A 21,670-nucleotide genomic window follows, 5' to 3' on the forward strand; every position below is an offset into this window, starting at 1 on the left:
CTTGGCGCTGAAGGAAGCGGAAAACAGACATGGCCATAGACGCGCCCGAAACCGTCGAAGTCGAAACACGCCGCGTCGCCTGCGACGGGGGGGAAGGCGCGCTGGGCCATCCGCGCGTCTGGCTCTCCGTAGATCCGGCCAGGGGCTGGGTCGAATGCCCCTATTGCGACCGCCGCTTCGTGCTGAAGGAAGGCGCCGGGAGCCATTGAGAGCGCTCGCCTTGGGCGAATACTCACGGCCTTCTGGCAATCATGACATGAAAACGAACCTTCTGTGAAGGTTGTCACCCTATCTTCGCCTTTATTCGAGTATCATGCTGGCGTTGGGCGCCAGTGTGACCTGGTAGCGCGCCCGATCTGTGAAAGGAGTGTGGGGCCATGAACGACCGTAACGACGCTTCCGGCATGCCGGAGGCGCAGAGGCAGCAGCAATCCGAGATACCGCAGCAGGGCGCAGGGCCAGCCCGCCGCATCGACCTCGCCAGCGACATCTTCCCGGCCTCGCAGTGGCCGCGTGAAGAGGTCGGGCCGGGCCAGCAGCAGGGCTGAGGCGCCCGACCCCTGCATGATGGGCCGCCGGCGAACCGGCGGCCCTTTCGTGCTGGCTCTCAGGGCTTGAAGCGCTTGATCTGGCCTGAGCGGAGGCGGGAGAGGTAGCTGTCCAGCTCCCGCTTCACGATCGGCATCAGCAGATAGAGCGCGATGATGTTGACGACGGCCATGGCGAAGATCGCCGCGTCCGAGAAGTCGATCACCGGGCCGAGGCTCGCCGCCGCGCCGATCACGATGAAGACGCAGAAGATGACCTTGAAGGTCAGCTCCTGCGCCTTTCCCTCTCCGAACATGTAGGTCCAGGCCTTCAGCCCGTAATAGGACCAGGAGATCATGGTCGAGAAGGCGAAGAGCACGACCGCGACGACCAGGAGATAGGGGAACCACGTGAAGACCGAGCCGAAGGCCGCCGAGGTGAGCCCCACGCCCGTCGCCCCCGTCGCCGTCACCACCCGCCCGTCATCGCCGATCAGGTAGAGCCCGGTCGCCGGGTCCGTCATCAGCTGGCCGGTGATGATGATGACGAGCGCCGTCATCGTGCAGATCACCACCGTGTCGATGAAGGGTTCGAGCAGGGAGACGAAGCCCTCCGTGATCGGCTCCTTGGTCTTCACCGCCGAGTGCGCGATGGCGGCGGAGCCGACGCCGGCCTCGTTGGAGAAGGCCGCGCGGCGGAAACCCTGGATCAGCGCGCCGATCGCGCCGCCGACGATGCCGTTGCCGGTGAAGGCGCCGTCGATGATCTGGCCGAAGGCGGTTCCCACCATGTCCAGATTCATCAGGATGATGACGAGCGCGACGCTGCAATAGAGAATGCCCATGAAGGGCACCACCTTCTCCGTCACGCGGGCGATGGACTTGATGCCGCCGACGATGACGATGAAGACGATGGCGGCGAAGATCACGCCTGTGATCCAGCCGGGATACTCCCCCACCACGCCCGAAATCTGCTGGTGCGCCTGGTTGGCCTGGAACATGTTCCCGCCGCCGAGCGCGCCGAGGACGCAGAAGATCGAGAACAGGATGGCGAGGATCTTGCCCCCCGGCAGCCCGCGCTCCGCGAAGCCCTTGGTGATGTAGTACATCGGGCCGCCGGAAACCGTGCCGTCCGGATATTCGTTCCGGTACTTCACGCCGAGCGTGCATTCCGTGAACTTCGAGGCCATGCCAAGCAGCCCGGCGAGGATCATCCAGAACGTCGCGCCCGCGCCGCCGATGGAGACGGCGACGGCGACGCCTGCGATGTTGCCGAGCCCCACGGTGCCGGAAAGCGCTGTCGCCAGCGCCTGGAAATGGCTGACCTCGCCGGCGTCTTTCGGGTCGGAATACTTTCCGCTCACCAAGGCGAGCGAATGGCCGATGACGCGGAACTGGATGAAGCCGAAATAGAGGGTGAAGACCGTCGCGCCGATCACGAGCCAGGCGACGATCCAGGAAAACGACGTGCCGGGAATCGGCGCGAAGATGAAATTGACGAACCATCCGGTCGAGGCGGCGAAGATCTCGTTCACGGCGGCGTCGATGCCCCCCTCCTGCGCGCGCGCGGGGAGAGCGAGAAGCGCCGCGAGGGCGGCGACAAGGAACTGTCTCATGGGTCTCTCCTCAGCCGACCACGGTGACGGGAACGGCGGCCGTCATCACCAGGCTCGCGGTGACGGAGCCGAAGACACGGGCGGCGAAGCCGCCGTCGGAAGAACGGGCGACGACGATCTGGTCCGCCCCTTCCTCCACCGCGATGTCGTTCAGGCAATCTGCGACATTGCCGTGGCGGACGACGCCGCGCGCGGCAAAGCCGGCCTGCCGCAGCGTCTCGAGCGCCGGCTCGACGATCCGCGCCTTGGCGGCGGAGATCTCCTCCTCCCGCCGCTTGTGGCGGACGGCGTTCTCCTCCGCCGAATGGAAGCTGAAGGGCGACCATTCGATCACGAAGGCGACGACGATCTCGCAGTCTCCGATCAGTTTTGCCAGTTTCCGGGCATGGGCGAGGGCGCGGTTGCCGGTTCCCCCGCCGTCGATACCGACGACAAGCGTGGCTGTCATGGAGGTGTTCCCCTTCCTGTTGTCATTGCGCCCAGACGGAGCCGGGCGAAGCTGCGCCTCTTCGACGCGGCTGTCACAATTCGTTCATGCTCGCGGCGCGCGAGTCAAATCTTTAGGCGACGCCTGACGGGCGAGGAACGGCGCCCTTGCCGCCGCGCGCGGCGCGCCGCATATCGCGCCCATGTTCGACGCCGCGCTCCGCCGCCTGATCGATCCGCCGCTGAACCGGGCGGGAAAGCGCCTCGCGGGCTGGGGCGTCGGCGCCAACGCCGCGACGCTGGCGGGGCTCGGCCTCGGCCTTCTCGCAGCGCTCCTGATCGCGCTCGGGGAACCGCTCCTCGCACTCGCCCCGCTTCTCCTCGGCCGCGTGGCGGACGGGCTCGACGGCGCCATCGCCCGTGCGACCGCGCCGACCGCCTTCGGCGGGTTCCTCGACATCCTCTCGGATTTCGTCGTCTACGGCGCGGTTCCGCTCGCCTTCGTGCTGGCGGATGTGGAGGCGAACGGCGCGGCGGGGGCCTTCCTCCTCGCCGCCTTCTACGCCAACGGCGCGAGCTTCCTCGCCTTCGCCGTGCTGGCGGAGAAGCGGGGGATGGAGACGAAGGCGCAGGGGGTGAAGACGCTCTACTACTCCGCCGGCCTGCTGGAAGGGGGCGAGACCATCGCGTTCTTCATCCTCCTCTGCCTCCTGCCGGCATGGTTCGCCCCGCTCGCCTGGGCCTTCGGCGCGCTCTGCCTCGTCACCTGCGCGGCGCGGGCCGTTCTGGCCTGGCGGGTGTTCGGCGCTTGAGCCGCCCCGCCGCTTCGGCGATGCTCCGCCGAGCCTGAAGGAGCCCCCCATGCCGCCCACGAAAGACGATCACCTCTATCTCGTGGACGGGTCGGGCTTCATTTTTCGCGCCTATCACGCCCTCCCGCCGCTCACGCGGAAATCGGACGGCGCGCCCGTCGGCGCCGTTTCCGGCTTCTGCAACATGCTCCACAAGATGCTGGAAGGGCTGAAGGGGGAGGAGGCGCCGACGCACCTGGCCGTGATCTTCGACTATTCCTCGAAGAGCTTCCGCAACGAGTTCTACCCCGAATACAAGGCGCACCGCCCCGAGCCGCCGGAGGACCTCAGGCCGCAATTCGCGATGATCCGGGAGGCGACGCGCGCCTTCAACCTCCCCTGCATCGAGATCGAGGGGTACGAGGCGGATGACGTGATCGCCACCTACGCCCGTCAGGCGGCTGCGGCGGGCGCCGACGTCACCATCGTCTCCTCCGACAAGGACCTGATGCAGCTCGTCGCGCCGCGCATCCGGCTCCTGAAGCCCGGCCTCGCCGGGAAACCGGACGAGGTGATCGACCGGGACGGGGTGATCGAGAAGTTCGGCGTGCCCCCGGAGAAGGTGGTGGATGTGCAGGCGCTGGCGGGGGACAGCGTGGACAATGTGCCCGGGGCGCCGGGCATCGGCGTCAAGACGGCGGCGCAACTCATTGCCGAATACGGCGACGTTGAAACGCTCCTAGCCCGCGCGGAGGAGATCAAGCAGCCGAAGCGGCGGGAGACGCTGCTGACCCATGCCGAGCAGGTCCGCATCTCGAAGCGGCTCGTCACGCTCGACGACGATGCGAAGGGCCTCCCGGCCTATGAGGAGCTTGCGCGGCGCGACCCTGAGGAAGGGCCGCTGATGGGCTTTCTCCGCTCCATGGAGTTCACCACGCTCACCCGCCGCATCGCAGAGGCGAACGGCATGGCGGCGCCCGCCCCCGCCAGTCTCTCCGCCGAGGCGCCGCCCGAGCCCGGCGCCCCGGCGCCGGAGCCCGAGGCCCCGTTCGACCATGCGGCCTATGAAATCGTGCGGGACGAGGCGGCGCTTCTCCGCTGGATCGAGGCGGCGCGGGAGCGGGGCGAGGTCGCCTTCGACACGGAGACGACCTCGCTCGACGAGATGCAGGCGGACCTCGTGGGCGTCTCCCTCGCCGTCGCGCCGGGGCGTGCCTGCTACATCCCGCTCGGTCACATGACGGGGGACGGGGACCTTCTTGGCGCCGCCGAGCGCGCGCCGGGGCAGATGGATTTCGACCGCGCGCTTGAACTCCTGAAGCCGCTGCTGGAGGACCCGTCCGTTCTCAAGATCGCGCAGAACATGAAATACGACTACAAGGTGATGCTCCGCTGCGGCGTGCGCGTGGCCCCCTTCGACGACACGCTCCTCCTCTCCTACGCGCAGGAGGCCGGGATGGGCGGGCACGGGATGGACGCGCTTTCCGCCCGGCATCTCGGGCATGAGCCGATCCCGATCAAGGCGCTGATCGGCTCGGGCAAGGGGCAGATCACCTTCGACAAGGTGGAGATCGAGAAGGCCGCGCCCTATGCGGCGGAGGATGCTGACGTCACCTTCCGGCTCTGGCGGAAGCTGAAGCCCGGCCTCGTGAAGCACCGCGTCACCCGCGTCTACGAGACGATGGAGCGCCCGCTCGTGCCCGTCCTCGCCGAGATGGAGCGCGCCGGCGTGAAGGTGGACCGGGATGCGCTCTCCCGGCTCTCCAACACGTTCAGCCAGAAGATGGCGCAGCTTGAGGACGAGATTCACGAGCTGGCCGGGGAGCGCTTCAATGTCGGCTCGCCCAAGCAGCTGGGGGAGATCCTGTTCGACAAGATGGGGCTCGAAGGCGGCAAGAAGGGCAAGACTGGGGCCTACGCCACCGGCGCCGACGTGCTGGAGACGCTGGCGGCGGAGGGGCACGACCTGCCGGCGCGGGTGCTGGACTGGCGGCAGCTCTCGAAGCTGAAGGGCACCTATACCGACGCCCTGCAGGGCCACATCAACCCGGAGACGGGGCGCGTCCACACCTCCTATTCCATCGCCGGCGCCTCCACGGGGCGCCTCGCCTCGACCGACCCGAACCTCCAGAACATCCCCGTCCGGTCGGAGGAGGGGCGGCGCATCCGGGAGGCGTTCATCGCGCCCGAGGGGCATCTGCTGCTCTCGCTCGACTACAGCCAGATCGAATTGCGCCTCCTCGCCCATATCGGCGATATCGGCGCGATGAAGCAGGCCTTCGCGGACGGGCTCGACATCCACGCCGCCACGGCCTCGGAGATGTTCGGCGTGCCCCTCGAAGGCATGGACCCGATGATCCGCCGGCAGGCCAAGGCGATCAATTTCGGGGTGATCTACGGCATCTCCGCCTTCGGCCTCGCCAACAATCTCCGCATCCCGCGCGAGGAGGCGAAGAAGTTCATCGACGCCTATTTCGTCAAGTTCCCCGGCATCCGCGCCTATATGGACGCGACGGTGGAGACGGCGAAGCGACAGGGCTATGTCGAGACCGTCTTCGGCCGGCGCATCCACACGCCGGAGATCAACGCGAAAGGGCCGATGGCGGGGTTCCAGGCCCGCGCGGCGATCAACGCGCCGATCCAGGGCTCGGCGGCGGACGTGATCCGCCGGGCGATGATCCGCATTCCGGGCGCGCTCGCGGCGGCGAGGCTGAAGGGCCGGATGCTCCTCCAGGTGCATGACGAACTGATCTTCGAGGTTCCGGAGGCCGAGGCGGAGGAGACGGCGACGGTCGTGCGCGAGGTGATGGAGCGCGCGAACCTGCCCGCGGTGGCGCTGACCACTCCGCTCGTCGTCGATGCGGGGAAGGGGCGGAACTGGGCGGAGGCGCACTGAGCCGCCGCCCGGCCCGGCGGCAGGCTCAACCCTCGGGCGGGAGCGCGTAATCCTCGTCGCTCACGGGCTCCAGCCAGGTCGCGGTCATCCCGTCCTGCGCCTCCTGAAGCGCGAGATGGACCATGCCCGTCTCCGGCCCGGCGCCGTGCCAGTGCTCCTCCCCCGGCGGGATCCAGATCGTGTCCCCCGGCAGGATTCGCCGCACCGGCCCGCCGCGCAGGCCGAAGAGCCCGGCGCCCTGCGTCACATGGAGCGTCTGCCCGTAGGGATGATGGTGCCAGTTGGTCCGCGCCCCGGGCTCGAAGGCGACGCGGAAGAGCCGCGCGCGGGCCGGCGCCGGTTGTTCCGCGAGCACGTCCTGCCACACCGCGCCTGTGAAATGCGAAGCGGGCGCCCGCTTCGACGGCCGCGAACCGGCCTTTGTGAACTCCATCCCGTCCTCCCTCATTCTCCGCTGGACGAGTCGCCCGGCGCGGCGTCACTCTAGGAGAAAATCAGGGGGAAACCATGCTCGACAATCTCGCAGGCGTCGTCGCGCCGTTCACCACGCCCTTCCGCGCCGACGACCGGATCGACTTCGCCGCCGTGAAGCCGCAGCTCGACTGGCTGATCGAGAACGGCGTCCACGGCGTCGCCGCCGGCGGCTCGACGGGGGAGGGCCATGCGCTTGACCGCTCGGAATATAAGGAGCTGATCCACGCGACGGTGGAGGCCGCGGCGGGGCGCGTTCCCGTTGTCGCCGGGATCGTCGCGAACTCGACGGGGGAGGTCGCGGCGCGGGGCGATCTCGTGAAGGGGCTCGGCGTCGTCGCGCTCCAGGTCACGCCGCCGCATTACCTCTTCCGGCCGGATGATGACGCGATGGTCGGGCATTTCCGGGAGATTCACGCGGCCTCGGGCCTGCCGATCCTGATCTACAACGTCGTGCCCTGGTGCTATCTCTCCCCCGACCTGCTGCTCCGGATCATGGACGAGGTTCCGGGCGTCGCCGGCGTCAAGCAGAGCGCGGGGGACATGAAGCTCTTCGCAGACCTGATGCGGCGGGCGAAGCCGCGGAACCGCATCTTCTCCGCCGTCGACGCGCTGCTCTACCCCTCCTACATGCTCGGCGCGGTCGGGAGCATCGCAGCGATCCTCACCGCCGCGCCGGGGCCTTCGGTGAAGCTCTGGAACGCCGCGAAGGCGGGCGACCATGAGACGGCGCGGGACCTGCACGAGCGGCTCATGCCGGTCTGGGATGCGGTGGGGAAGCCGAACATGCCGAGCCTCGTGAAGTACGCGCAAGGCTTGCAGGGCGTGCCCGCCGGCCTCGCGCGGAAGCCGACTTCCCCGGCCACGGAGGCCGAGAAGGCGGAGGTGCGCGCCGCGCTCGAAGGGCTCGGGCTGCTCTGAATCAGACGGCGTAGCGGGCGACCGCCGCCTCGTTCCACTCTATCCCGGCGCCGGGGCGGGCGGGCGGCGCTGCGGAGCCCGCCTCGACGGAGAGCCCTTCGGCGAGGATCGGCTCCGCCCAGTCCACGACCTCGAGCCAGTCCGCCGTCGGCGCGGCGGCGAGGAGGTGGACGGAGATTTCCGGGTATAGGTGGCTCGACATCGGGATGCCCGCCGCATGGCAAAGCGCGGCGGCCTCCAGCCAGCCGCTGACGCCCCAGATCTTGCCCGCATCCGGCATCAGGAGGTCGGCCGCCCCGGCTTCGATGAGGCGCGCGATATCGGGCGGGCCGAAGGCGTTTTCCCCGGTCTGGATCAGCGTCCCGGCGGAGGCTCGCACCTGAGCATGGCCCGCCGCATCGTCCGCCCGCACCGGCTCCTCGATCCAGTAGACGCTGTCCCCGATGGCGGCGGCGCGGCGCGCGGCCTCGGCGGGGAGGAGGGACTGGTTGTAGTCGCTCATCAGCGTGACATCCGGCCCCAAAGCCTCCCGGCAGGTCCGGATCGCCGCAAGGTCCTCCTCCAGCGTCCTGTAGCCGATGCGGAGCTTCACCGCGCCGAAGCCTTCGGCCAGTTCCCGCGCCTCCGCGCCGAGGTCGGGCGCGCCTACGCCTAGGCCGTTCGAGTTGTAGGCCCTGACGCGCTTCGCCCCGGCCCCGAGCGCCGCGAAGAGCGGGAGGCCGAGCCCCTTCGCGAACGCGTCCCAGAAGGCCATGTCGAGCCCGGAGAGCGCCTGCCCTATCGGCCCCGTCGCGCCGACGAAGCGGAGCCTCGCGCGCATCTCGTCGTAGAGCGCGCGGGGCGCGAGCGGACGGCCGATCAGCGTCGAGCCGAGCCCCTCCACCGCCGCGAGCAGCGCCTTCAGCGCGAAGGGCTGATAGGCGAAGACATAGGCGCGGCCCGTCACGCCGCCGGCGACCTCCACGTCGATCAGGGCCAGCGGAACCTCGCTCACCGCGCCGCCGCCCGTAACCAGCGGGCGGCGCATGGGGACGAGCACGCCGCGGGCCGTCACCTTCCTGATCTCGTTCATTCCGCCTCCAGCATGTCGGCCAGCGCCGCCGGCGCCGTCACCATCGCGTCATGGCCGGTTGCGATTTCCGGCATCGGCCAACCGAGCGCCTGCGCCCGCTCCCGCGCCGTCGAAAGCGGGCCGTAGACGGGATCGCGGCAGACGATGTAGCGGGCGGGCAGGCCGGCCCCCGGAGGGCCGGAAATCTCCAGCTTCGTCTCGAATGTGCGGAGCGGATGCGGCGTCATCTTGCCTTCGAGCCACGCCGCATCCGCCGCCCCGGTCACGCCGAAGGCGGCGGCGGGCGGCGGCGGGAGGGAGAGGCCCCCCGAAAAGTCCTGCGCAATCTGCCGGCGAAGCGCCACGACGTCCGGCGGGTTCGACTCGAAGGGCGCCTCCCCGCCGAAGACGAGCGTCGCGTCGAGATAGACGAGCCTGGCGATGCGGGCGGCGGACCGCTCCGCGACGTAGGAGAGCGCGGAGCCGGCGAAGGAATGGCCGACGAGCACGACGTCCGAAAGGTCCTCGTAATCGAGATGGAGCCGCAGATCCTCCCCGAAGGTCGTCAGGGTCACCGCGTCTGTCAGAAGATGCCGCCGCTCGCCGAGCCCTGTCTGCGTCGGCGTCGTCACCCGGTGGCCGCGGGCGCGAAGAATGTCCGCGACGCGGGCCCAGCACCAGCCGCCATGCCAGGCGCCGTGGAGGAGCACGAAGGTCGTCATGCCTCCTCGTCCTCGAACGGGTCCTCCGGCGCGTCCGCCTCGCGCCAGCCGAACATGTCCCAGGTGCGGGTCATGTGCTCGGGGAGCGGCGCCGTCAGCACAAGGCGCCCGCGCTCCAGCGGATGGTCGAATGCGAGGCTGCGGGCGTGGAGATGGAGCTTGCGGCTCACCGCGCCGCCGAGCTGCGCGCCCCAGCCGTCCCCCTCGTTGGTCGTCGAATTGCCGGCGTACTTCCCGTCCCCGACGATCGGATTGCCGATCTCCGCCATATGCGCGCGGAGCTGGTGCGTGCGCCCGGTGACGGGCCGGAGCGCGACCCAGGCGGCGCGCTGCGCCATCTGATCGATCACCGCGTAGTCGGTGACGGCGCGTTTCGCGCCCTCCGTCTCCTTCACCGCGTCGGGGTGGATGCAGCGCATCTTCTCCGCCCCGGCGCCGCCCATCTTCACGAGGCCGTAGCGGATCGTGGCCCGGCGCGGCTTCGGCGCCCCGGCGACGGCGGCCCAGTAGACCTTTTCCGTCTCCCGGCTCTGGAACGCCTTCGCCAGCGCCGCGGCGGCGCGGCCCGTGCGGGCGAGAAGGATGACGCCGGACGTGTCCCTGTCCAGCCGGTGGACAAGCCGCGGCGGCTCCTCCCGCTCGAAGGTCAGCGCGTCCGCCAGCATGGCGAGGTGCACGTCCTGCCCCGTGCCGCCCTGCGTGGCGAGGCCGGGCGGCTTGTTGAGCGCTATGAGGTGCTGGTCCTTGTAGATCACGCAATCGCGGATCATCTCGGCCTGCGCGTCGGTGATCCGGCGCTTCGGCGCCTCGTCCCGCTCCTGTCCCTCGGCCGGAATTGGCGGAACGCGGACGACCTGCCCCGGCTCGACATGGGTGGAGGCCTTCGCGCGCGCCCCGTCCACCCGCAACTCGCCCTTGCGGCACATCTTCTCGATGCGCCCCTGCTGGAGATGCGGGAAATGGCGACGGAGGAACCGGTCCAGCCGCTGGTCCGCCTCGTCCGGGCCGACCGTGAGATGCCGCACGCCGCTCATGCTGCGGCCCGCCCGAGCGCGAGGCCTGCGAACAGCGCGAGGAGGGAGAGCATGACGGAGCCGCCGGCATAGAGCGCCGCCGCGCCGAGCCGCCCGGCCTCCCAGAGCCGCGCGAAATCGAGCGAGAAGGCGGAGAAGGTGGTGAAGCCGCCGAGAAAGCCCGCCAGCACGAAGGGGGCGAAGCGCCCTGCCCCCGTCCCTGGCCCCGCCCGCTCCAGCAACAGCGCGGCGGCGAGGCCCATGGCGAAGCTGCCGGCCACGTTCACCAGCAAGACGCCAGACGGAAAGCCCGGCCCGAAGGCGCGGCCTGCGCCGATCACGGCGAGATGGCGGGAGACCGCGCCGAGCGCGCCGCCAAGGGCGATCCAGATCAGGCTCATGCCGGGCTCCTCCTCCGCCGGGTTCAACGCGGCGGCCGGGGGGAAGTCAAGCGCCGCCCTTCTCCGCCCGCCTCTTCGCGAACCATTCGAGCCGTTTCGCCAGCTCCCGCTCGAAGCCGCGGTCCTTCGGGAGGTAGTAGACGCCGCGCTTCATCCCCTCCGGGAAATAGTTCTGGCCGGAGAAGCCGTCCGCCTCGTCATGGTCGTAGGCGTAGCCGGCGCCATAGCCCTCCGCCTTCATCAGCTTCGTCGGCGCGTTGAGGATGTGTTTCGGCGGCGAGGCGGAGCCGGTGGAGCGCGCCGCCTCCCCCGCCGCGCCCCATGCGCGGTAGAGCGCGTTCGATTTCGGCGCGAGGGCGAGATAGAGGATCGCCTGGCCGAGCGCGAGGTCGCCCTCGGGCGAGCCGAGCCGCTCGTAGACCTCCGCCGCGGCGAGCGCCTGCTTCACCGCCTCGGGCTCCGCGAGGCCGATATCCTCCACCGCCATGCGCACGATGCGGCGGGCGAGATAGCGCGGATCCTCCCCCGCCTGCAGCATCCGGCGGAGCCAGTAGAGCGCGGCGTCCGGGTCCGAGCCGCGCACCGATTTGTGGAGCGCGGAAATGAGGTTGTAATGCCCGTCCCCCGCCTTGTCATAGACCGGCGCGCGACGGTTGATCCGCGCCGCCATCTCGGCGGGCTCCATTGGCGCGCCGCCGATGCGGAAGAGCTGCTCGGCCATGTTGAGGAGCGCGCGCCCGTCCCCCTCCGCCATTTCGGCGAGGGCGGCGCGCGCCGCCTCCGTCAGCGGCAGCCTCGCGCCCTCCAGCGCCTCAGCGCGTGAGAGGAGCGCCGCCATCGCCTCCGCCGCGAGCGGCTTCAGCACCATGACCTGCGCGCGGGAGAGGAGCGCGGCGTTCAGCTCGAAGGAGGGGTTCTCGGTCGTCGCGCCCACCAGCGTGACGGCGCCCGATTCCATGTGCGGCAGGAACCCGTCCTGCTGCGCCTTGTTGAAGCGGTGGATCTCGTCCACGAAGAGGAGCGTCCCCCGCCCCTGTTTCCGCCGCAGCGCCGCCGCCTCGAAGACGCGGCGAAGGTCGGCGACGCCGGAGAAGATCGCGCTGATCTGCTCGAAGGCGAGCTCCGTCTCCGCCGCCAGAAGCCGCGCGATGGTCGTCTTGCCGACGCCGGGCGGGCCCCAGAAGACGAGGGAGGAGAGGCGCCCGGCGGCCAGCATCGCGCCGAGAGGGCCCTCGGGGCCGAGGAGATGATCCTGGCCGACGACATCGGAGAGCCTCTCGGGGCGCAGCCGGTCCGCCAGAGGGCGCGGCGCCTCCCTCGTCTTCGCCGGCGGGTCGCGGTCGAAGAGGTCGGCCACCTCAGTTGCGGCGGAGCGCGGCCGGGGCGGCGCGGAGCGGCATCTCGGCCGATGCCTTCCGGCCGCGGCGGTAGTAGTCCACCGTCGCGTCGCCGCCAACGCCGACCGCGGCCATGCGGAACGAGAGTTCCTCCACCGAGCCGACCGGCTGCCCCTCGAAGGCGACGATCACGTCGCCCACGTCCAGCCCGGCGGCCTTCATCGGGCTCTGCGGGTGAATGTCCGCGATCACGACGCCGATGGGCGCCGGCAGGCCGAGCCCGTCCGCAAGGTCGGAGGTCACGCTCTGCCCGATGATCCCGGCCCAGGGGCGCTGCAGCGAGGTCTCGCCCGAAAGGGCGCTCGCGAGCGCCGTGCGCACCAGGTTCGCGGGTATGGCGAAGCCGATGCCGATGGAGCCGCCCGAGCGGCTGATGATCGCCGTGTTGACGCCGACGAGCCGCCCCGCCATGTCCACCAGCGCGCCGCCGGAATTGCCGGGGTTCACCGCCGCGTCCGTCTGGATGAAATAGCCGCCGGGCGCGCCCCGCCGCCCCTGCCCGCCCGTGCGCGCGAGGGCGGAGACAATCCCGGAGGTCACAGTCTGGCCGACGCCGAACGGATTGCCGATGGCGAGGACGAGGTCGCCGACCTCCAGCGTGTCGCTGTCCCGGAAGTCGAGGATCGGCAGGCCGGAGGTTCCCCTCAGCTTCAGGATCGCAATGTCGGAGGGCTCGTCCGCGAAAACGATGTCCGCGTCGAACTCCCGCTTGTCCGCCAGCACCACGCGCACCTCGTCCGCGCCGAAGACGACGTGGTTGTTCGTCACCACATAGCCGTCCTGCGTCAGGATCACGCCGGAGCCGAGCGAGTTCTGCATCCGCCGCCCGGTCTGCGCGCCGCCGAATTCCTCGAAGAAGCGCTGGAAGAACGGGTCCCCCATGAACGGGTTGCGGCGCTGAACGATCTTGCGGGTGTAGACGTTCACCACCGCCGGCGCCGCCTTCTTCACCACGGGGGAGAAGGAGAGCGTGATCTCCTCCTGCGTCCGCGGCACGGTCTGCGCGACGGCGGGGGCGGCGAGGGCGAAGGCGGCGAGGCCGAGAAGGGCGGCGCGGCGGTCGATCATGCGGCTTTCTCCTTCAGCGCGCCGGCATGAGGCGGCGCAAAGGCCTCGAAAGGCTGCGGAACTCCGGCGAGCGGGAAGGCGCCGAGGGCGCGCCAGCGCGCGGCCTCCGGCAGCGCGGAGACGAAGGCGCGGCTCGCCACCACCGGCTCGCCGGAGAGCTTCGTCACCCCCTCGAGCCGCGCCGTCTCGTTCACCACAGGCCCGACGACGGACCAGGCGTGGCGCGAGGTCGTGCCGATATTGCCGTAGTCGATCGCGCCGGCATGGAGCGCGAGGCCCCAGCGGAGCGGCGCGAGGCCCTCCCGCCCTGCGTTGAGGGCGCGGATCGCCTCGGCGGCGCGGGCGGCGGCGCGGAGCGCGGCCCGGCGCGCACCCTCCGCCCCCATCGCCTCGACTGGAAAGATCGCGAGCGCGCCGTCTCCGATGAAGGTCAGGGTCTCCCCGCCCTCCGCCTCGACCGCACCGGCAGTCGCCTCGAAGAAGTCGTTGATCGCGGCGACGAACCCTTCCCGCGGCATCGAGAGCGCAAGTTCGGTCGATCCGCGGAGATCGGAGAGCCAGACGACCGCCTCCGTCGTCGCGAAATCGCCGCGGCGGATCGCGCCGCCGAGAACGCGCGGGCCCGCTGCGCGTCCGATATAGCATTCCGCCAGCGCATGGGCGACGGCCCGCTGGTCCGCCACCTTCACCAGTATGGCGAGCGGCCGCTTGAGCCATTCCAGCGTCTCCACCTCCTCGTCGGAGAAGCCCCCGGGGCGGCGGGTGGCGAAGGAGACGATCATGCCGGATTCCCTGCCTTCCTCCGAAGAGGCCATCTCCTCGACGCGCGAGCCGAAGGATTCGAACCTCGTGGCGAGCAGGAGGTAATCCGTCAGCCCCTCCCGCCGGAGGCTTTCGAGCACCGGAAAGTCCAGCATCTCGCCCGGGCCGGCCAGCCGGCGGCGAAGCCGTTCCGCGCCGGTCACGATCACATGGCGGATCGGGCTTTGCAGCCAGTCCGCCGAATTCTCCTCGTCCCGGTCGTCGGCGACGAAATTCTCGCGCGCCAGCCCCGCCTCGGCGCTCCATTTCAGGGCGGAGCCGCTATGAAGCGGATGCAGCGTCGGATGGGCGAGATAGGCGCGGTCGACGCGCACGCCCTCGTTCCGAAGCGCGGTGAGGAATTCGACGAAGGTCGCCTCGATCGGCGCGGAGCCGAGCGCGGCCTCCACCATCCGGTCCACGATGCTCGCCGCGGCGGCGCTCGGCTTCGACTTCATGTCCGTTCGCTCCTTGTCCCGGCCAAGATAGGCGGGCGGCGCGAAAACGAAAAGGGCCGCCCCTCCGGGCGGCCCTCGTCACGCCGGCCGGCGCCGGCTCACTCGTCGTCGGCGACAGCGGCCTCTTCGGCGGCGAGCCGGGCCTTGTCGCCCGCGCCCTTGGCGGCCGGATCCCGGTCCACCAGCTCGATGATCGCCATCGGCGCCATGTCGCCATAGCGGAAGCCCGCCTTCAGCACGCGGGAATAGCCGCCGGCGCGCTCCTTGTAGCGGGGGCCGAGCACGGAGAAGAGCTTCTTCACCTGCTCCTCCTGCTTGATCTCGGCGAGCGCGAGGCGGCGGGCGTGAAGATCGCCGCGCTTGCCGAGCGTGATGATCTTGTCGATCACCCGCTTCAGCTCCTTCGCCTTCGGCAGCGTCGTCTTGATCTGCTCGTGCTCGATCAGCGAGGCGGCCATGTTGGCGAACATCGCCTTCCTGTGCTCATGGGTCCGGTTGAGCTTCCGGTATCCGTGTCCGTGACGCATGGTCGTTGTCCTTTCGGTTTATCCTTTGTCCGGCGGCCCTGCGTGGGAACCGCCTCCTTGGGGCGTCATGCCCGGTCGTCTCCCGCCCCGGCGGACCGGGGCGGCGTCTCTCAGAACTGGTCCTCGAACTTCTTGGCGAGGTCCTCGATGTTGTCCGGCGGCCAGTCCACGATGTCCATGCCGAGATGGAGGCCCATGCCGGTGAGCACTTCCTTGATTTCATTCAGCGATTTCCGCCCGAAATTCGGGGTGCGGAGCATCTCCGCCTCCGTCTTCTGAATGAGGTCGCCGATATAGACAATGTTGTCGTTCTTCAGGCAGTTGGCGGAGCGGACGGAAAGCTCGAGCTCGTCCACCTTCTTGAGGAGAAGCGGGTTGAACTCGAGGTCGGTCTCCGGCTCGACCGCCACGCTGTCCTTCGGCTCGTCGAAATTGATGAAGGTGCGGAGCTGGTCCTGCAGGATGCGCGCCGCGTAGGCGATCGCGTCCTCAGGGGTCAAGGAACCGTCCGTCTCGACGTTGAGCGTGAGCTTGTCATAGTCGAGCACCTGCCCCTCGCGGGTCGGCTCCACCTTGTAGGAGACCTTGCGGACGGGGCTGTAGAGCGCATCGATCGGGATGAGGCCGATGGGCGCGTCCTCCGGGCGGTTCTTGTCCGCCGAGACATAGCCCTTGCCGTTCTGCACCGTGAGCTCGACATGCAGGTCCGCGCCCTCGTCGAGCTGGCAGATCACATGGTCGCGGTTCAGGATCTCGATCCCGTTCGTCTCCTGGATGTCGCCGGCGGTCAGCGCGCCGGGGCCCTTGCCGCGGAGCGTGAGGCGCTTCGGCCCCTCCACATCCATGCGGATCGCGACGCCCTTCATGTTGAGCACGATATCCGTCACATCCTCGCGCACGCCGGGGATCGAGGAGAACTCGTGCAGCACCCCGTCGATCTGGATCGAGGTGATCGCGGCGCCCTGGAGGGAGGACATCAGAACGCGGCGAAGCGCGTTGCCGAGCGTGAGGCCGAAACCGCGCTCCAGCGGCTCCGCCACCGCGGTCGCGAAGCGGCGCGGGTCCGCTCCGGGGGTGATCACGAGGCCCGTCGGCCGGATCAGATCCTGCCAGTTCTTGTGGATCGTCATATGGTCCTCCATTCCTGCTCCCCGCCGGATCCGTGGCCAGGGCGCGCCCGAGGAAACGTCATGCTTCAATACGCGCGGCCCACCTCGGAAAGGCGGGCCGCTGCGCGAAAATTCTGTCGGTCAGACGCGGCGGCGCTTCGGCGGGCGGCAGCCGTTATGCGCGATCGGGGTCACGTCGCGGATCGAGGTGACGACGAAGCCCTGCGCCTGCAGCGCGCGCAGCGCGCTCTCGCGGCCCGAGCCGGGGCCCTGAACCTCGACGTCGAGCGTCCGCATCCCGTGCTCCTGCGCCTTCTTGCCCGCGTCCTCCGCCGCGACCTGCGCGGCGTAGGGCGTGGACTTGCGGGAGCCCTTGAAGCCCATCGTCCCGGCCGAGGACCAGGAGATGACGTTCCCCTGGGCGTCGGAGATCGTGATCATCGTGTTGTTGAAGGAGGAATTCACATGGGCGACGCCCGTGCTGATATTCTTCCGTTCTTTCCGCTTCGTGCGGACCTTCTCGCGCGCCATCTGTCGAACCCTCTTACTTCTTCTTGCCGGCGATCGGCTTCGCCGGGCCCTTGCGGGTGCGGGCGTTGGTGTGCGTGCGCTGGCCGCGCACCGGCAGCCCGCGGCGATGCCGCAGGCCCCGATAGCAGCCGAGATCCATCAGCCGCTTGATGTTCATCGCGTTTTCGCGCCGGAGGTCGCCCTCAACGCTGATATTCGCGTCGATATGCTCGCGGATCGAGAGAACCTCGCTGTCGCTCAGTTCGTTGACGCGGCGGGAAACGTCGATCCCCGTCGCATCGCAGATCGTGCGCGCGGCGGCCTCGCCGATGCCATGGATATAGGTGAGCGCGATGTGCACTCGCTTGTTCGTCGGAATGTTTACGCCTGCGATGCGCGCCACGATCCAGCTCCGTCTCTCCGCCCTTCGGGCCGTCCTCTTGCCGGTCGCTCCGCGCGATTCGCGGAACGCCCCGAAATCTCCTTGCCGGGCAAGGCGTTATCGCAACGCCCGGCTCACTTGCCGAAGGAAGCGCGAATTATAGGAACACGCGCATCCCGGTCAACCCCGCGAGGGGTCATTCCTTTCCGTTCAGGGCGGCGTCGATCGCCGCCGTCACCTCGGGGATCGAGGCCATGCCGTTCACGTTCGAAAGCTTCCCCGCCGCGCTGTAGTAGGAGATCAGCGGCGCGGTCGCCGCGTGATATTCCTTCAGTCGCGCACGGACCGTATCGGCGTTGTCATCCTTGCGCCGGGTGAACGCGGTTCCGCCGCACTTGTCGCAGACGCCGGGCTTCGACGGGACTTTCTCCGTGTCGTGATACCCCTCGCCGCAGGCGGCGCAGGTGTAACGGCCGGATATGCGCCCGATCATCGCCTCGTCGTTCACCGCCATGTTGACGACGGCCTCGATCCTCAGGCCCTTCTTCGCGAGCAGCGCATCGAGCGCCGCGGCCTGCGCCGTCGTGCGCGGGAAGCCGTCGAAGACGACGCCGCCGGCGACATCAGGATGGTCCAGCCGCTCGCCGACCACGCCCACCACGATCTCGTCGGAGACGAGGCCGCCGGCTTTCATCACCGCGTCGGCGGCCTTGCCAATCTCGGTCTGCGCCGCGACGGCCGCGCGCAGCATGTCTCCGGTCGACAGCTGCACCATGCCGCGCCGCTCCGACAGTAGCCGCGACTGCGTCCCCTTCCCGGCGCCCGGAGGGCCGAGCAAAATCACGTTCATCAGCGCCGCCTCTCCGGTTTCCGCCCTTGTCTCGCTTTCGCCCGGTTCTTGCCGCCGAGCCGCGATTTTTCGATCAGACCTTCATATTGATGCGCGAGCAGATGGCTCTGCACCTGGGAGATCGTGTCCATCGTCACCGAGACCACGATCAGGACCGAGGTGCCGCCGAAGTAGAACGGCACGGCGAAGCGCGATATGAGCAGTTCCGGCAGGACGCAGATCGCCGAAAGATAGATCGCGCCCACAACCGTCAGCCGCGTCAGCACATAGTCGAGATAGGCCGCGGTGTTCTTTCCGGGACGGATGCCAGGCACGAAGCCGCCCTGCTTCTTGAGGTTCTCGGCCACATCGTCCGGGTTGAAGACGACGGCGGTGTAGAAGAAGCAGAAGAAGACGATCAGCGCCACGAAGATGCCGAGAAAGAGCGGCTGCCCGCGCCCGAGCATCGCGGTGACGACCTGCAGCCATTCAGAGCCGCCCTCGCCCGCGAAGCCCGCCACCGTCGCCGGCATAAGGAGCAGGGAGGAGGCGAAGATCGGCGGGATAACGCCGGCCGTGTTCACCTTCAGCGGCAGATGGCTCGAATCCCCGCCATAGACCTTCTGCCCGACCTGCCGCTTCGGGTACTGGACGAGGATGCGTCGCTGCGCCCGCTCCAGGAACACGACGAAGGCGATCACGGCTATCGCGCCGACGAGGATCGCGATGATGAGCCAGGCGGCGAGCTGCCCGGTCCGGCCAAGCTCGAAGAACTGCGCCAGCGCGGTCGGCAGCTCGGCGATGATGCCGACATAGATGATGAGCGAGATGCCGTTGCCGATGCCCCGCGCGGTGATCTGCTCGCCGAGCCACATCAGGAACATCGTTCCGCCGACGAGCGTGATGACGGCCGAGGCGATGAAGAACGGACCGGGATTGACCGCAAGCCCCTGCCCCTGCAGGCCGATGGCGACGCCGTAGGCCTGCACCGTCGCCAGCAGCACCGTGCCGTAGCGGGTGTACTGGTTGATCTTCTTCCGTCCGGCCTCGCCCTCCTTCTTCAGCGCCTCCAGCGAAGGCACCATCGAAGTCATCAGCTGCATGATGATCGAGGCGGAGATGTAGGGCATGATCCCGAGCGAGAAGATCGCCATGCGGCTGACTGCGCCGCCCGAGAACATGTTGAAGACGCCGAGAATGCCGGATTGCGTTTGCTCGATGAACCGCGCGAGCTGCACCGGGTCGATCCCCGGCATCGGGATATATGTCCCGATGCGGTAGATGATGAGCAGCGCGATCGCGAAGAGGATGCGCTGCTTGAGCTCCTTGGCGCGGCCGAAGGCGCTCCAGCTCAAATTCGCGGCGAGTTGTTCGGCGGCTGACGCCATGCTCGAAACCTCTTCGGCGGTGGAGCCGACCCCGCCTTGGCGGGGCTGGCGCCCGGTTATTCGGCTGCGGCGGCCTTGGCGGCGCGGGCCGCCTCGCGGCGCGCGGCGACGACATCGATGATCTCGACCTTCCCGCCCGCCTTTTCAACCGCCTCGACCGCAGCTTTCGACGCGCCGGCGACCGTGAGGGTCAGCGCCGTCGAAAGCTCGCCCTTGGCGAGGAGCCGGATCCCGTCGAGCGGGCGGCGGATCACGCCGGCGGCGACGAGCGTCGCCTCGTCCAGCGCCGCGCCGGCCTGGATCGCGCCACGGTCCAGCGCGTCCTGAAGCGTCTTCAGGTTCACGATGGCGAAAGACTTCCTGTTGATATTGTGGAAGCCGCGCTTCGGGAGGCGACGATGGATCGGCATCTGGCCGCCCTCGAAGCCGTTGATGGCGACGCCGGAGCGGGAGGTCTGGCCCTTGATGCCGCGCCCGCCGGTCTTGCCGATGCCGGAGCCCGGGCCGCGGCCGACGCGCTTGCGCTTCTTCGTCGCGCCCGGATTGTCCGCGAGTTCATAGAGTTTCATGACGCTGTCTCCTTGAGCCGGACGCGGGGGGCGGAGGCGTCAGAACCCCCCGGCCACGGTTGAACGATGAGAGGCGGCCGATCGCTCAGCCGCGCTCCTCGATGATCACGGCGAGATGCGGGATGGATTCGACCATCCCGCGAACGGAGGGCGTGTCCTCCAGCTCGCGCGTCTTGTGCATCTTGTTGAGGCCGAGGCCGATCAGCGTCGCGCGCTGCTTGGCCGGGCGGCGGATCGGGCTGCCGATCTGCTTGACGACGATGGTCTTGGCCATGTCTCCGCTCCTCACGCTTCCGCCGGTTCGGCGTCGACAGGCGCCTCGGAGCCGCGACGCGCGATCTCCGCCACCTTCTTGCCGCGGCGCGCGGCGACCATGCGCGGCGAGTTCTCCTTCAGGAGCCCGTCGAAGGTCGCCCGGATCATGTTGTAGGGGTTCTGGGAGCCGATGGACTTCGCCACCACGTCCTGAACGCCCAGCATCTCGAAGACGGCGCGCATCGGGCCGCCCGCGATGATCCCGGTGCCGGCCGGCGCCTGCCGCATCACGACCTTGCCGGCGCCGTGGCGGCCGTTCATGTCGTGATGGAGCGTCCGGCCCTCGCGGAGCGCGACGCGGATCATGGAGCGCTTCGCGTCCTCGGTCGCCTTGCGGATCGCCTCGGGCACTTCGCGGGCCTTGCCCGTGCCGAAGCCGACGCGGCCCTTCTGGTCCCCGACGACGACAAGCGCCGCGAAGCCGAACCGCTTGCCGCCCTTCACCGTCTTGGAGACGCGGTTGATGGCGACGAGGCGATCCTGAAACTCCGGCTCCTCCTCGCGCTCGCGGCGCGGGCCCCGCCCACGGCCGCGGTCGCCGCCGCCGCGATTGTCTTCTCTGGCCATTCTCGCCTCCTCAGAACTTCAGGCCGCCTTCACGGGCGGCGTCGGCGAGCGACTTGACCTTCCCGTGAAAGAGGTAGCCGCCGCGGTCGAACACCACGCTCTCGACGCCGGCCGCCTTCGCCCGCTCCGCGATCGCCGCGCCGATCTTCGCCGCCGCCTCGACGTTGTTCTTCCCCACCACCCCGAGCGCGGATTCGAGCGACGAGGCGGCGGCGAGGGTCACGCCCCGCGCATCGTCGATGATCTGCGCCGAAATGTTCTTCGAGGACCGGTGGACGGAAAGCCGGGGCTTGCCGTAGCCGATCTTCCGGAGTTTCGAGCGGACGCGCATCCGGCGCCGCTGAAACAAGTCTCGCTTGCTGTTCGCCATTTCGCCGGTCCTTACTTCTTCTTGCCTTCCTTGCGGAAGACGAACTCGCCCTTGTAGCGAATGCCCTTGCCCTTGTAGGGCTCGGGCTTGCGCCACTTGCGGATCTTCGCCGCGACCTCGCCGATCTGCTGCTGGTCGATCCCGCTGATCTCGATCTCGGTCGGCTTCGGCGTCTTGATCTCGATCCCGTCGGGGATCTGGAAATCGACGTCATGGCTGTAGCCGAGCGCGAGCTTCAGAGTCTTGCCCTGGACGGCGGCGCGATAGCCGACGCCCAGGATCTCGAGGTCCTTGCGGAACCCGGTGGTGACGCCGGTGACGAGGTTCTGCACCTGCGTCCGCGTCATGCCCCATTGCTGGCGCGCGCGCTTCGAGTCGCCCCGCGGCTTCACGGTGACGACATTGCCGTCGACCGTGATGTCCACATCGTCGGTCGCCGTGAAGCGGCGGGCGCCCTTGGGGCCCTTCACCTCGATGGTCTGGCCGGAGAGGGTGGCGGAAACGCCGGAAGGCATCTCCACGGGCTTCTTGCCGATACGTGACAT

General features: G+C 69.1%; 26 protein-coding genes. 5 read left to right on the forward strand and 21 right to left on the reverse strand.

Translation table 11 applies throughout. The features are described from left to right. Positions 1 to 29 precede the first annotated feature (29 nt). Together ACE37J_RS10740 and ACE37J_RS10745 are read left to right on the forward strand one after the other, a co-directional pair. The gene (locus ACE37J_RS10740) at positions 30 to 209 is read left to right on the forward strand and encodes a zinc-finger domain-containing protein (RefSeq protein ID WP_409711166.1); all 180 of its coding nucleotides are present in this window, start codon (positions 30 to 32) and stop codon (positions 207 to 209) included. Between the two features lie 168 nt (positions 210 to 377). Continuing rightward, positions 378 to 548 (forward strand): hypothetical protein, encoded by a 171-nt coding sequence (locus ACE37J_RS10745; RefSeq protein ID WP_409711168.1) that lies wholly within the window; start codon positions 378 to 380, stop codon positions 546 to 548. Positions 549 to 607: 59 nt separating this feature from the next. On the opposite strand, the gene ACE37J_RS10750 is transcribed toward ACE37J_RS10745, so the two are convergent. Then, on the reverse strand, positions 608 to 2,143 hold the full coding sequence (locus ACE37J_RS10750; protein WP_409711170.1) for an alanine/glycine:cation symporter family protein: 1,536 nt from the start codon (positions 2,141 to 2,143) through the stop codon (positions 608 to 610). 10 nt (positions 2,144 to 2,153) lie between these two features. Continuing rightward, positions 2,154 to 2,591 (reverse strand): universal stress protein, encoded by a 438-nt coding sequence (locus ACE37J_RS10755; RefSeq protein ID WP_409711172.1) that lies wholly within the window; start codon positions 2,589 to 2,591, stop codon positions 2,154 to 2,156. Positions 2,592 to 2,772: 181 nt separating this feature from the next. Here ACE37J_RS10755 and ACE37J_RS10760 point away from each other — a divergent pair, with 181 nt between their 5' ends. Further along, positions 2,773 to 3,381, forward strand: a complete 609-nt coding sequence (locus ACE37J_RS10760) for a CDP-alcohol phosphatidyltransferase family protein (protein WP_409711174.1) — start codon at positions 2,773 to 2,775, stop codon at positions 3,379 to 3,381. 49 nt (positions 3,382 to 3,430) lie between these two features. After that, positions 3,431 to 6,256 carry a DNA polymerase I gene (gene polA / locus ACE37J_RS10765; RefSeq protein WP_409711176.1) on the forward strand — a complete coding sequence of 942 codons (2,826 nt, stop codon included), beginning with the start codon at positions 3,431 to 3,433 and terminating at the stop codon, positions 6,254 to 6,256. A 25-nt stretch (positions 6,257 to 6,281) separates the two neighbouring features. On the opposite strand, the gene ACE37J_RS10770 is transcribed toward polA, so the two are convergent. Then, positions 6,282 to 6,689, reverse strand: a complete 408-nt coding sequence (locus ACE37J_RS10770) for a cupin domain-containing protein (RefSeq protein WP_409711178.1) — start codon at positions 6,687 to 6,689, stop codon at positions 6,282 to 6,284. A gap of 74 nt (positions 6,690 to 6,763) precedes the next feature. On the opposite strand from ACE37J_RS10770, the gene ACE37J_RS10775 reads away from it, so the two are divergent. Then, positions 6,764 to 7,648, forward strand: coding sequence for a dihydrodipicolinate synthase family protein (locus ACE37J_RS10775; protein ID WP_409711180.1), 885 nt, complete (start codon positions 6,764 to 6,766; stop codon positions 7,646 to 7,648). A gap of 1 nt (position 7,649) precedes the next feature. Here the strand turns inward: ACE37J_RS10775 and ACE37J_RS10780 are convergent, their stop codons facing one another. The 18 genes from ACE37J_RS10780 to rplF all read right to left on the reverse strand — a co-directional run bounded on the left by ACE37J_RS10780 (position 7,650) and on the right by rplF (position 21,670). Beyond that, positions 7,650 to 8,720 carry an enolase C-terminal domain-like protein gene (locus ACE37J_RS10780; RefSeq protein WP_409711182.1) on the reverse strand — a complete coding sequence of 357 codons (1,071 nt, stop codon included), beginning with the start codon at positions 8,718 to 8,720 and terminating at the stop codon, positions 7,650 to 7,652. After that, positions 8,717 to 9,421: an alpha/beta fold hydrolase gene (locus ACE37J_RS10785; protein ID WP_409711184.1), complete on the reverse strand. Its 705-nt coding sequence runs from the start codon at positions 9,419 to 9,421 to the stop codon at positions 8,717 to 8,719. Before ACE37J_RS10785 ends, ACE37J_RS10780 begins: the two co-directional genes overlap by 4 nt. Beyond that, positions 9,418 to 10,455: an RluA family pseudouridine synthase gene (locus ACE37J_RS10790; RefSeq protein WP_409711186.1), complete on the reverse strand. Its 1,038-nt coding sequence runs from the start codon at positions 10,453 to 10,455 to the stop codon at positions 9,418 to 9,420. The genes ACE37J_RS10785 and ACE37J_RS10790 overlap by 4 nt, the downstream gene beginning before the upstream one ends. Beyond that, positions 10,452 to 10,835 (reverse strand): fluoride efflux transporter FluC, encoded by a 384-nt coding sequence (locus tag ACE37J_RS10795; RefSeq protein WP_409711188.1) that lies wholly within the window; start codon positions 10,833 to 10,835, stop codon positions 10,452 to 10,454. The genes ACE37J_RS10790 and ACE37J_RS10795 overlap by 4 nt, the downstream gene beginning before the upstream one ends. A 46-nt stretch (positions 10,836 to 10,881) precedes the next feature. Continuing rightward, a complete protein-coding gene (locus ACE37J_RS10800; protein WP_409711190.1) occupies positions 10,882 to 12,192 on the reverse strand; it encodes a replication-associated recombination protein A in 1,311 nt (436 codons plus the stop codon). A 1-nt stretch (position 12,193) separates the two neighbouring features. Beyond that, a complete protein-coding gene (locus tag ACE37J_RS10805; RefSeq protein WP_409711192.1) occupies positions 12,194 to 13,300 on the reverse strand; it encodes a trypsin-like peptidase domain-containing protein in 1,107 nt (368 codons plus the stop codon). Then, a complete protein-coding gene (locus ACE37J_RS10810) occupies positions 13,297 to 14,559 on the reverse strand; it encodes an adenylate/guanylate cyclase domain-containing protein (RefSeq protein ID WP_409711194.1) in 1,263 nt (420 codons plus the stop codon). Before ACE37J_RS10810 ends, ACE37J_RS10805 begins: the two co-directional genes overlap by 4 nt. Positions 14,560 to 14,657: 98 nt before the next feature. After that, on the reverse strand, positions 14,658 to 15,086 hold the full coding sequence (gene rplQ / locus ACE37J_RS10815; protein ID WP_409711196.1) for a 50S ribosomal protein L17: 429 nt from the start codon (positions 15,084 to 15,086) through the stop codon (positions 14,658 to 14,660). A gap of 110 nt (positions 15,087 to 15,196) precedes the next feature. Next, positions 15,197 to 16,216 (reverse strand): DNA-directed RNA polymerase subunit alpha, encoded by a 1,020-nt coding sequence (locus ACE37J_RS10820; protein ID WP_409711250.1) that lies wholly within the window; start codon positions 16,214 to 16,216, stop codon positions 15,197 to 15,199. A 120-nt stretch (positions 16,217 to 16,336) separates the two neighbouring features. After that, on the reverse strand, positions 16,337 to 16,726 hold the full coding sequence (gene rpsK, locus ACE37J_RS10825) for a 30S ribosomal protein S11 (RefSeq protein ID WP_409711198.1): 390 nt from the start codon (positions 16,724 to 16,726) through the stop codon (positions 16,337 to 16,339). 13 nt (positions 16,727 to 16,739) lie between these two features. After that, entirely contained in the window at positions 16,740 to 17,108 is a 369-nt protein-coding gene (rpsM, locus tag ACE37J_RS10830) for a 30S ribosomal protein S13 (protein ID WP_409711200.1), read from the reverse strand. Positions 17,109 to 17,283: 175 nt separating this feature from the next. Beyond that, the gene (locus ACE37J_RS10835; protein WP_409711202.1) at positions 17,284 to 17,937 is read right to left on the reverse strand and encodes an adenylate kinase; all 654 of its coding nucleotides are present in this window, start codon (positions 17,935 to 17,937) and stop codon (positions 17,284 to 17,286) included. Continuing rightward, positions 17,937 to 19,304 carry a preprotein translocase subunit SecY gene (gene secY / locus ACE37J_RS10840; protein ID WP_409711204.1) on the reverse strand — a complete coding sequence of 456 codons (1,368 nt, stop codon included), beginning with the start codon at positions 19,302 to 19,304 and terminating at the stop codon, positions 17,937 to 17,939. The genes ACE37J_RS10835 and secY overlap by 1 nt, the downstream gene beginning before the upstream one ends. A 56-nt stretch (positions 19,305 to 19,360) precedes the next feature. Then, complete coding sequence (gene rplO / locus ACE37J_RS10845; protein WP_409711206.1) at positions 19,361 to 19,873, reverse strand: 50S ribosomal protein L15; 513 nt, start codon at positions 19,871 to 19,873, stop codon at positions 19,361 to 19,363. An 85-nt stretch (positions 19,874 to 19,958) separates the two neighbouring features. Beyond that, on the reverse strand, positions 19,959 to 20,147 hold the full coding sequence (gene rpmD / locus ACE37J_RS10850) for a 50S ribosomal protein L30 (protein ID WP_409711208.1): 189 nt from the start codon (positions 20,145 to 20,147) through the stop codon (positions 19,959 to 19,961). Positions 20,148 to 20,158: 11 nt separating this feature from the next. Further along, positions 20,159 to 20,755: a 30S ribosomal protein S5 gene (gene rpsE / locus ACE37J_RS10855; protein WP_409711210.1), complete on the reverse strand. Its 597-nt coding sequence runs from the start codon at positions 20,753 to 20,755 to the stop codon at positions 20,159 to 20,161. Between the two features lie 10 nt (positions 20,756 to 20,765). Continuing rightward, a complete protein-coding gene (rplR, locus tag ACE37J_RS10860) occupies positions 20,766 to 21,125 on the reverse strand; it encodes a 50S ribosomal protein L18 (RefSeq protein WP_409711212.1) in 360 nt (119 codons plus the stop codon). Positions 21,126 to 21,136: 11 nt separating this feature from the next. Next, on the reverse strand, positions 21,137 to 21,670 hold the full coding sequence (gene rplF, locus ACE37J_RS10865) for a 50S ribosomal protein L6 (protein ID WP_409711214.1): 534 nt from the start codon (positions 21,668 to 21,670) through the stop codon (positions 21,137 to 21,139).

It is taken from the genome of Pikeienuella sp. (assembly GCF_046290545.1).
GTDB lineage: Bacteria > Pseudomonadota > Alphaproteobacteria > Rhodobacterales > Rhodobacteraceae > Pikeienuella.

What these genes read in the sequence shown, in the direction of transcription:
- ACE37J_RS10740 (WP_409711166.1), top strand. Translation starts at nt 30, where the DNA reads ATGGCCATAGACGCGCCCGAAACCGTCGAAGTCGAAACACGCCGCGTC.
- ACE37J_RS10745 (WP_409711168.1), top strand. Translation starts at nt 378, where the DNA reads ATGAACGACCGTAACGACGCTTCCGGCATGCCGGAGGCGCAGAGGCAG.
- ACE37J_RS10750 (WP_409711170.1), bottom strand. Translation starts at nt 2,143, where the DNA reads ATGAGACAGTTCCTTGTCGCCGCCCTCGCGGCGCTTCTCGCTCTCCCC.
- ACE37J_RS10755 (WP_409711172.1), bottom strand. Translation starts at nt 2,591, where the DNA reads ATGACAGCCACGCTTGTCGTCGGTATCGACGGCGGGGGAACCGGCAAC.
- ACE37J_RS10760 (WP_409711174.1), top strand. Translation starts at nt 2,773, where the DNA reads ATGTTCGACGCCGCGCTCCGCCGCCTGATCGATCCGCCGCTGAACCGG.
- polA (WP_409711176.1), top strand. Translation starts at nt 3,431, where the DNA reads ATGCCGCCCACGAAAGACGATCACCTCTATCTCGTGGACGGGTCGGGC.
- ACE37J_RS10770 (WP_409711178.1), bottom strand. Translation starts at nt 6,689, where the DNA reads ATGGAGTTCACAAAGGCCGGTTCGCGGCCGTCGAAGCGGGCGCCCGCT.
- ACE37J_RS10775 (WP_409711180.1), top strand. Translation starts at nt 6,764, where the DNA reads ATGCTCGACAATCTCGCAGGCGTCGTCGCGCCGTTCACCACGCCCTTC.
- ACE37J_RS10780 (WP_409711182.1), bottom strand. Translation starts at nt 8,720, where the DNA reads ATGAACGAGATCAGGAAGGTGACGGCCCGCGGCGTGCTCGTCCCCATG.
- ACE37J_RS10785 (WP_409711184.1), bottom strand. Translation starts at nt 9,421, where the DNA reads ATGACGACCTTCGTGCTCCTCCACGGCGCCTGGCATGGCGGCTGGTGC.
- ACE37J_RS10790 (WP_409711186.1), bottom strand. Translation starts at nt 10,455, where the DNA reads ATGAGCGGCGTGCGGCATCTCACGGTCGGCCCGGACGAGGCGGACCAG.
- ACE37J_RS10795 (WP_409711188.1), bottom strand. Translation starts at nt 10,835, where the DNA reads ATGAGCCTGATCTGGATCGCCCTTGGCGGCGCGCTCGGCGCGGTCTCC.
- ACE37J_RS10805 (WP_409711192.1), bottom strand. Translation starts at nt 13,300, where the DNA reads ATGATCGACCGCCGCGCCGCCCTTCTCGGCCTCGCCGCCTTCGCCCTC.
- ACE37J_RS10810 (WP_409711194.1), bottom strand. Translation starts at nt 14,559, where the DNA reads ATGAAGTCGAAGCCGAGCGCCGCCGCGGCGAGCATCGTGGACCGGATG.
- rplQ (WP_409711196.1), bottom strand. Translation starts at nt 15,086, where the DNA reads ATGCGTCACGGACACGGATACCGGAAGCTCAACCGGACCCATGAGCAC.
- ACE37J_RS10820 (WP_409711250.1), bottom strand. Translation starts at nt 16,216, where the DNA reads ATGACGATCCACAAGAACTGGCAGGATCTGATCCGGCCGACGGGCCTC.
- rpsK (WP_409711198.1), bottom strand. Translation starts at nt 16,726, where the DNA reads ATGGCGCGCGAGAAGGTCCGCACGAAGCGGAAAGAACGGAAGAATATC.
- ACE37J_RS10835 (WP_409711202.1), bottom strand. Translation starts at nt 17,937, where the DNA reads ATGAACGTGATTTTGCTCGGCCCTCCGGGCGCCGGGAAGGGGACGCAG.
- secY (WP_409711204.1), bottom strand. Translation starts at nt 19,304, where the DNA reads ATGGCGTCAGCCGCCGAACAACTCGCCGCGAATTTGAGCTGGAGCGCC.
- rplO (WP_409711206.1), bottom strand. Translation starts at nt 19,873, where the DNA reads ATGAAACTCTATGAACTCGCGGACAATCCGGGCGCGACGAAGAAGCGC.
- rpmD (WP_409711208.1), bottom strand. Translation starts at nt 20,147, where the DNA reads ATGGCCAAGACCATCGTCGTCAAGCAGATCGGCAGCCCGATCCGCCGC.
- rpsE (WP_409711210.1), bottom strand. Translation starts at nt 20,755, where the DNA reads ATGGCCAGAGAAGACAATCGCGGCGGCGGCGACCGCGGCCGTGGGCGG.
- rplR (WP_409711212.1), bottom strand. Translation starts at nt 21,125, where the DNA reads ATGGCGAACAGCAAGCGAGACTTGTTTCAGCGGCGCCGGATGCGCGTC.
- rplF (WP_409711214.1), bottom strand. Translation starts at nt 21,670, where the DNA reads ATGTCACGTATCGGCAAGAAGCCCGTGGAGATGCCTTCCGGCGTTTCC.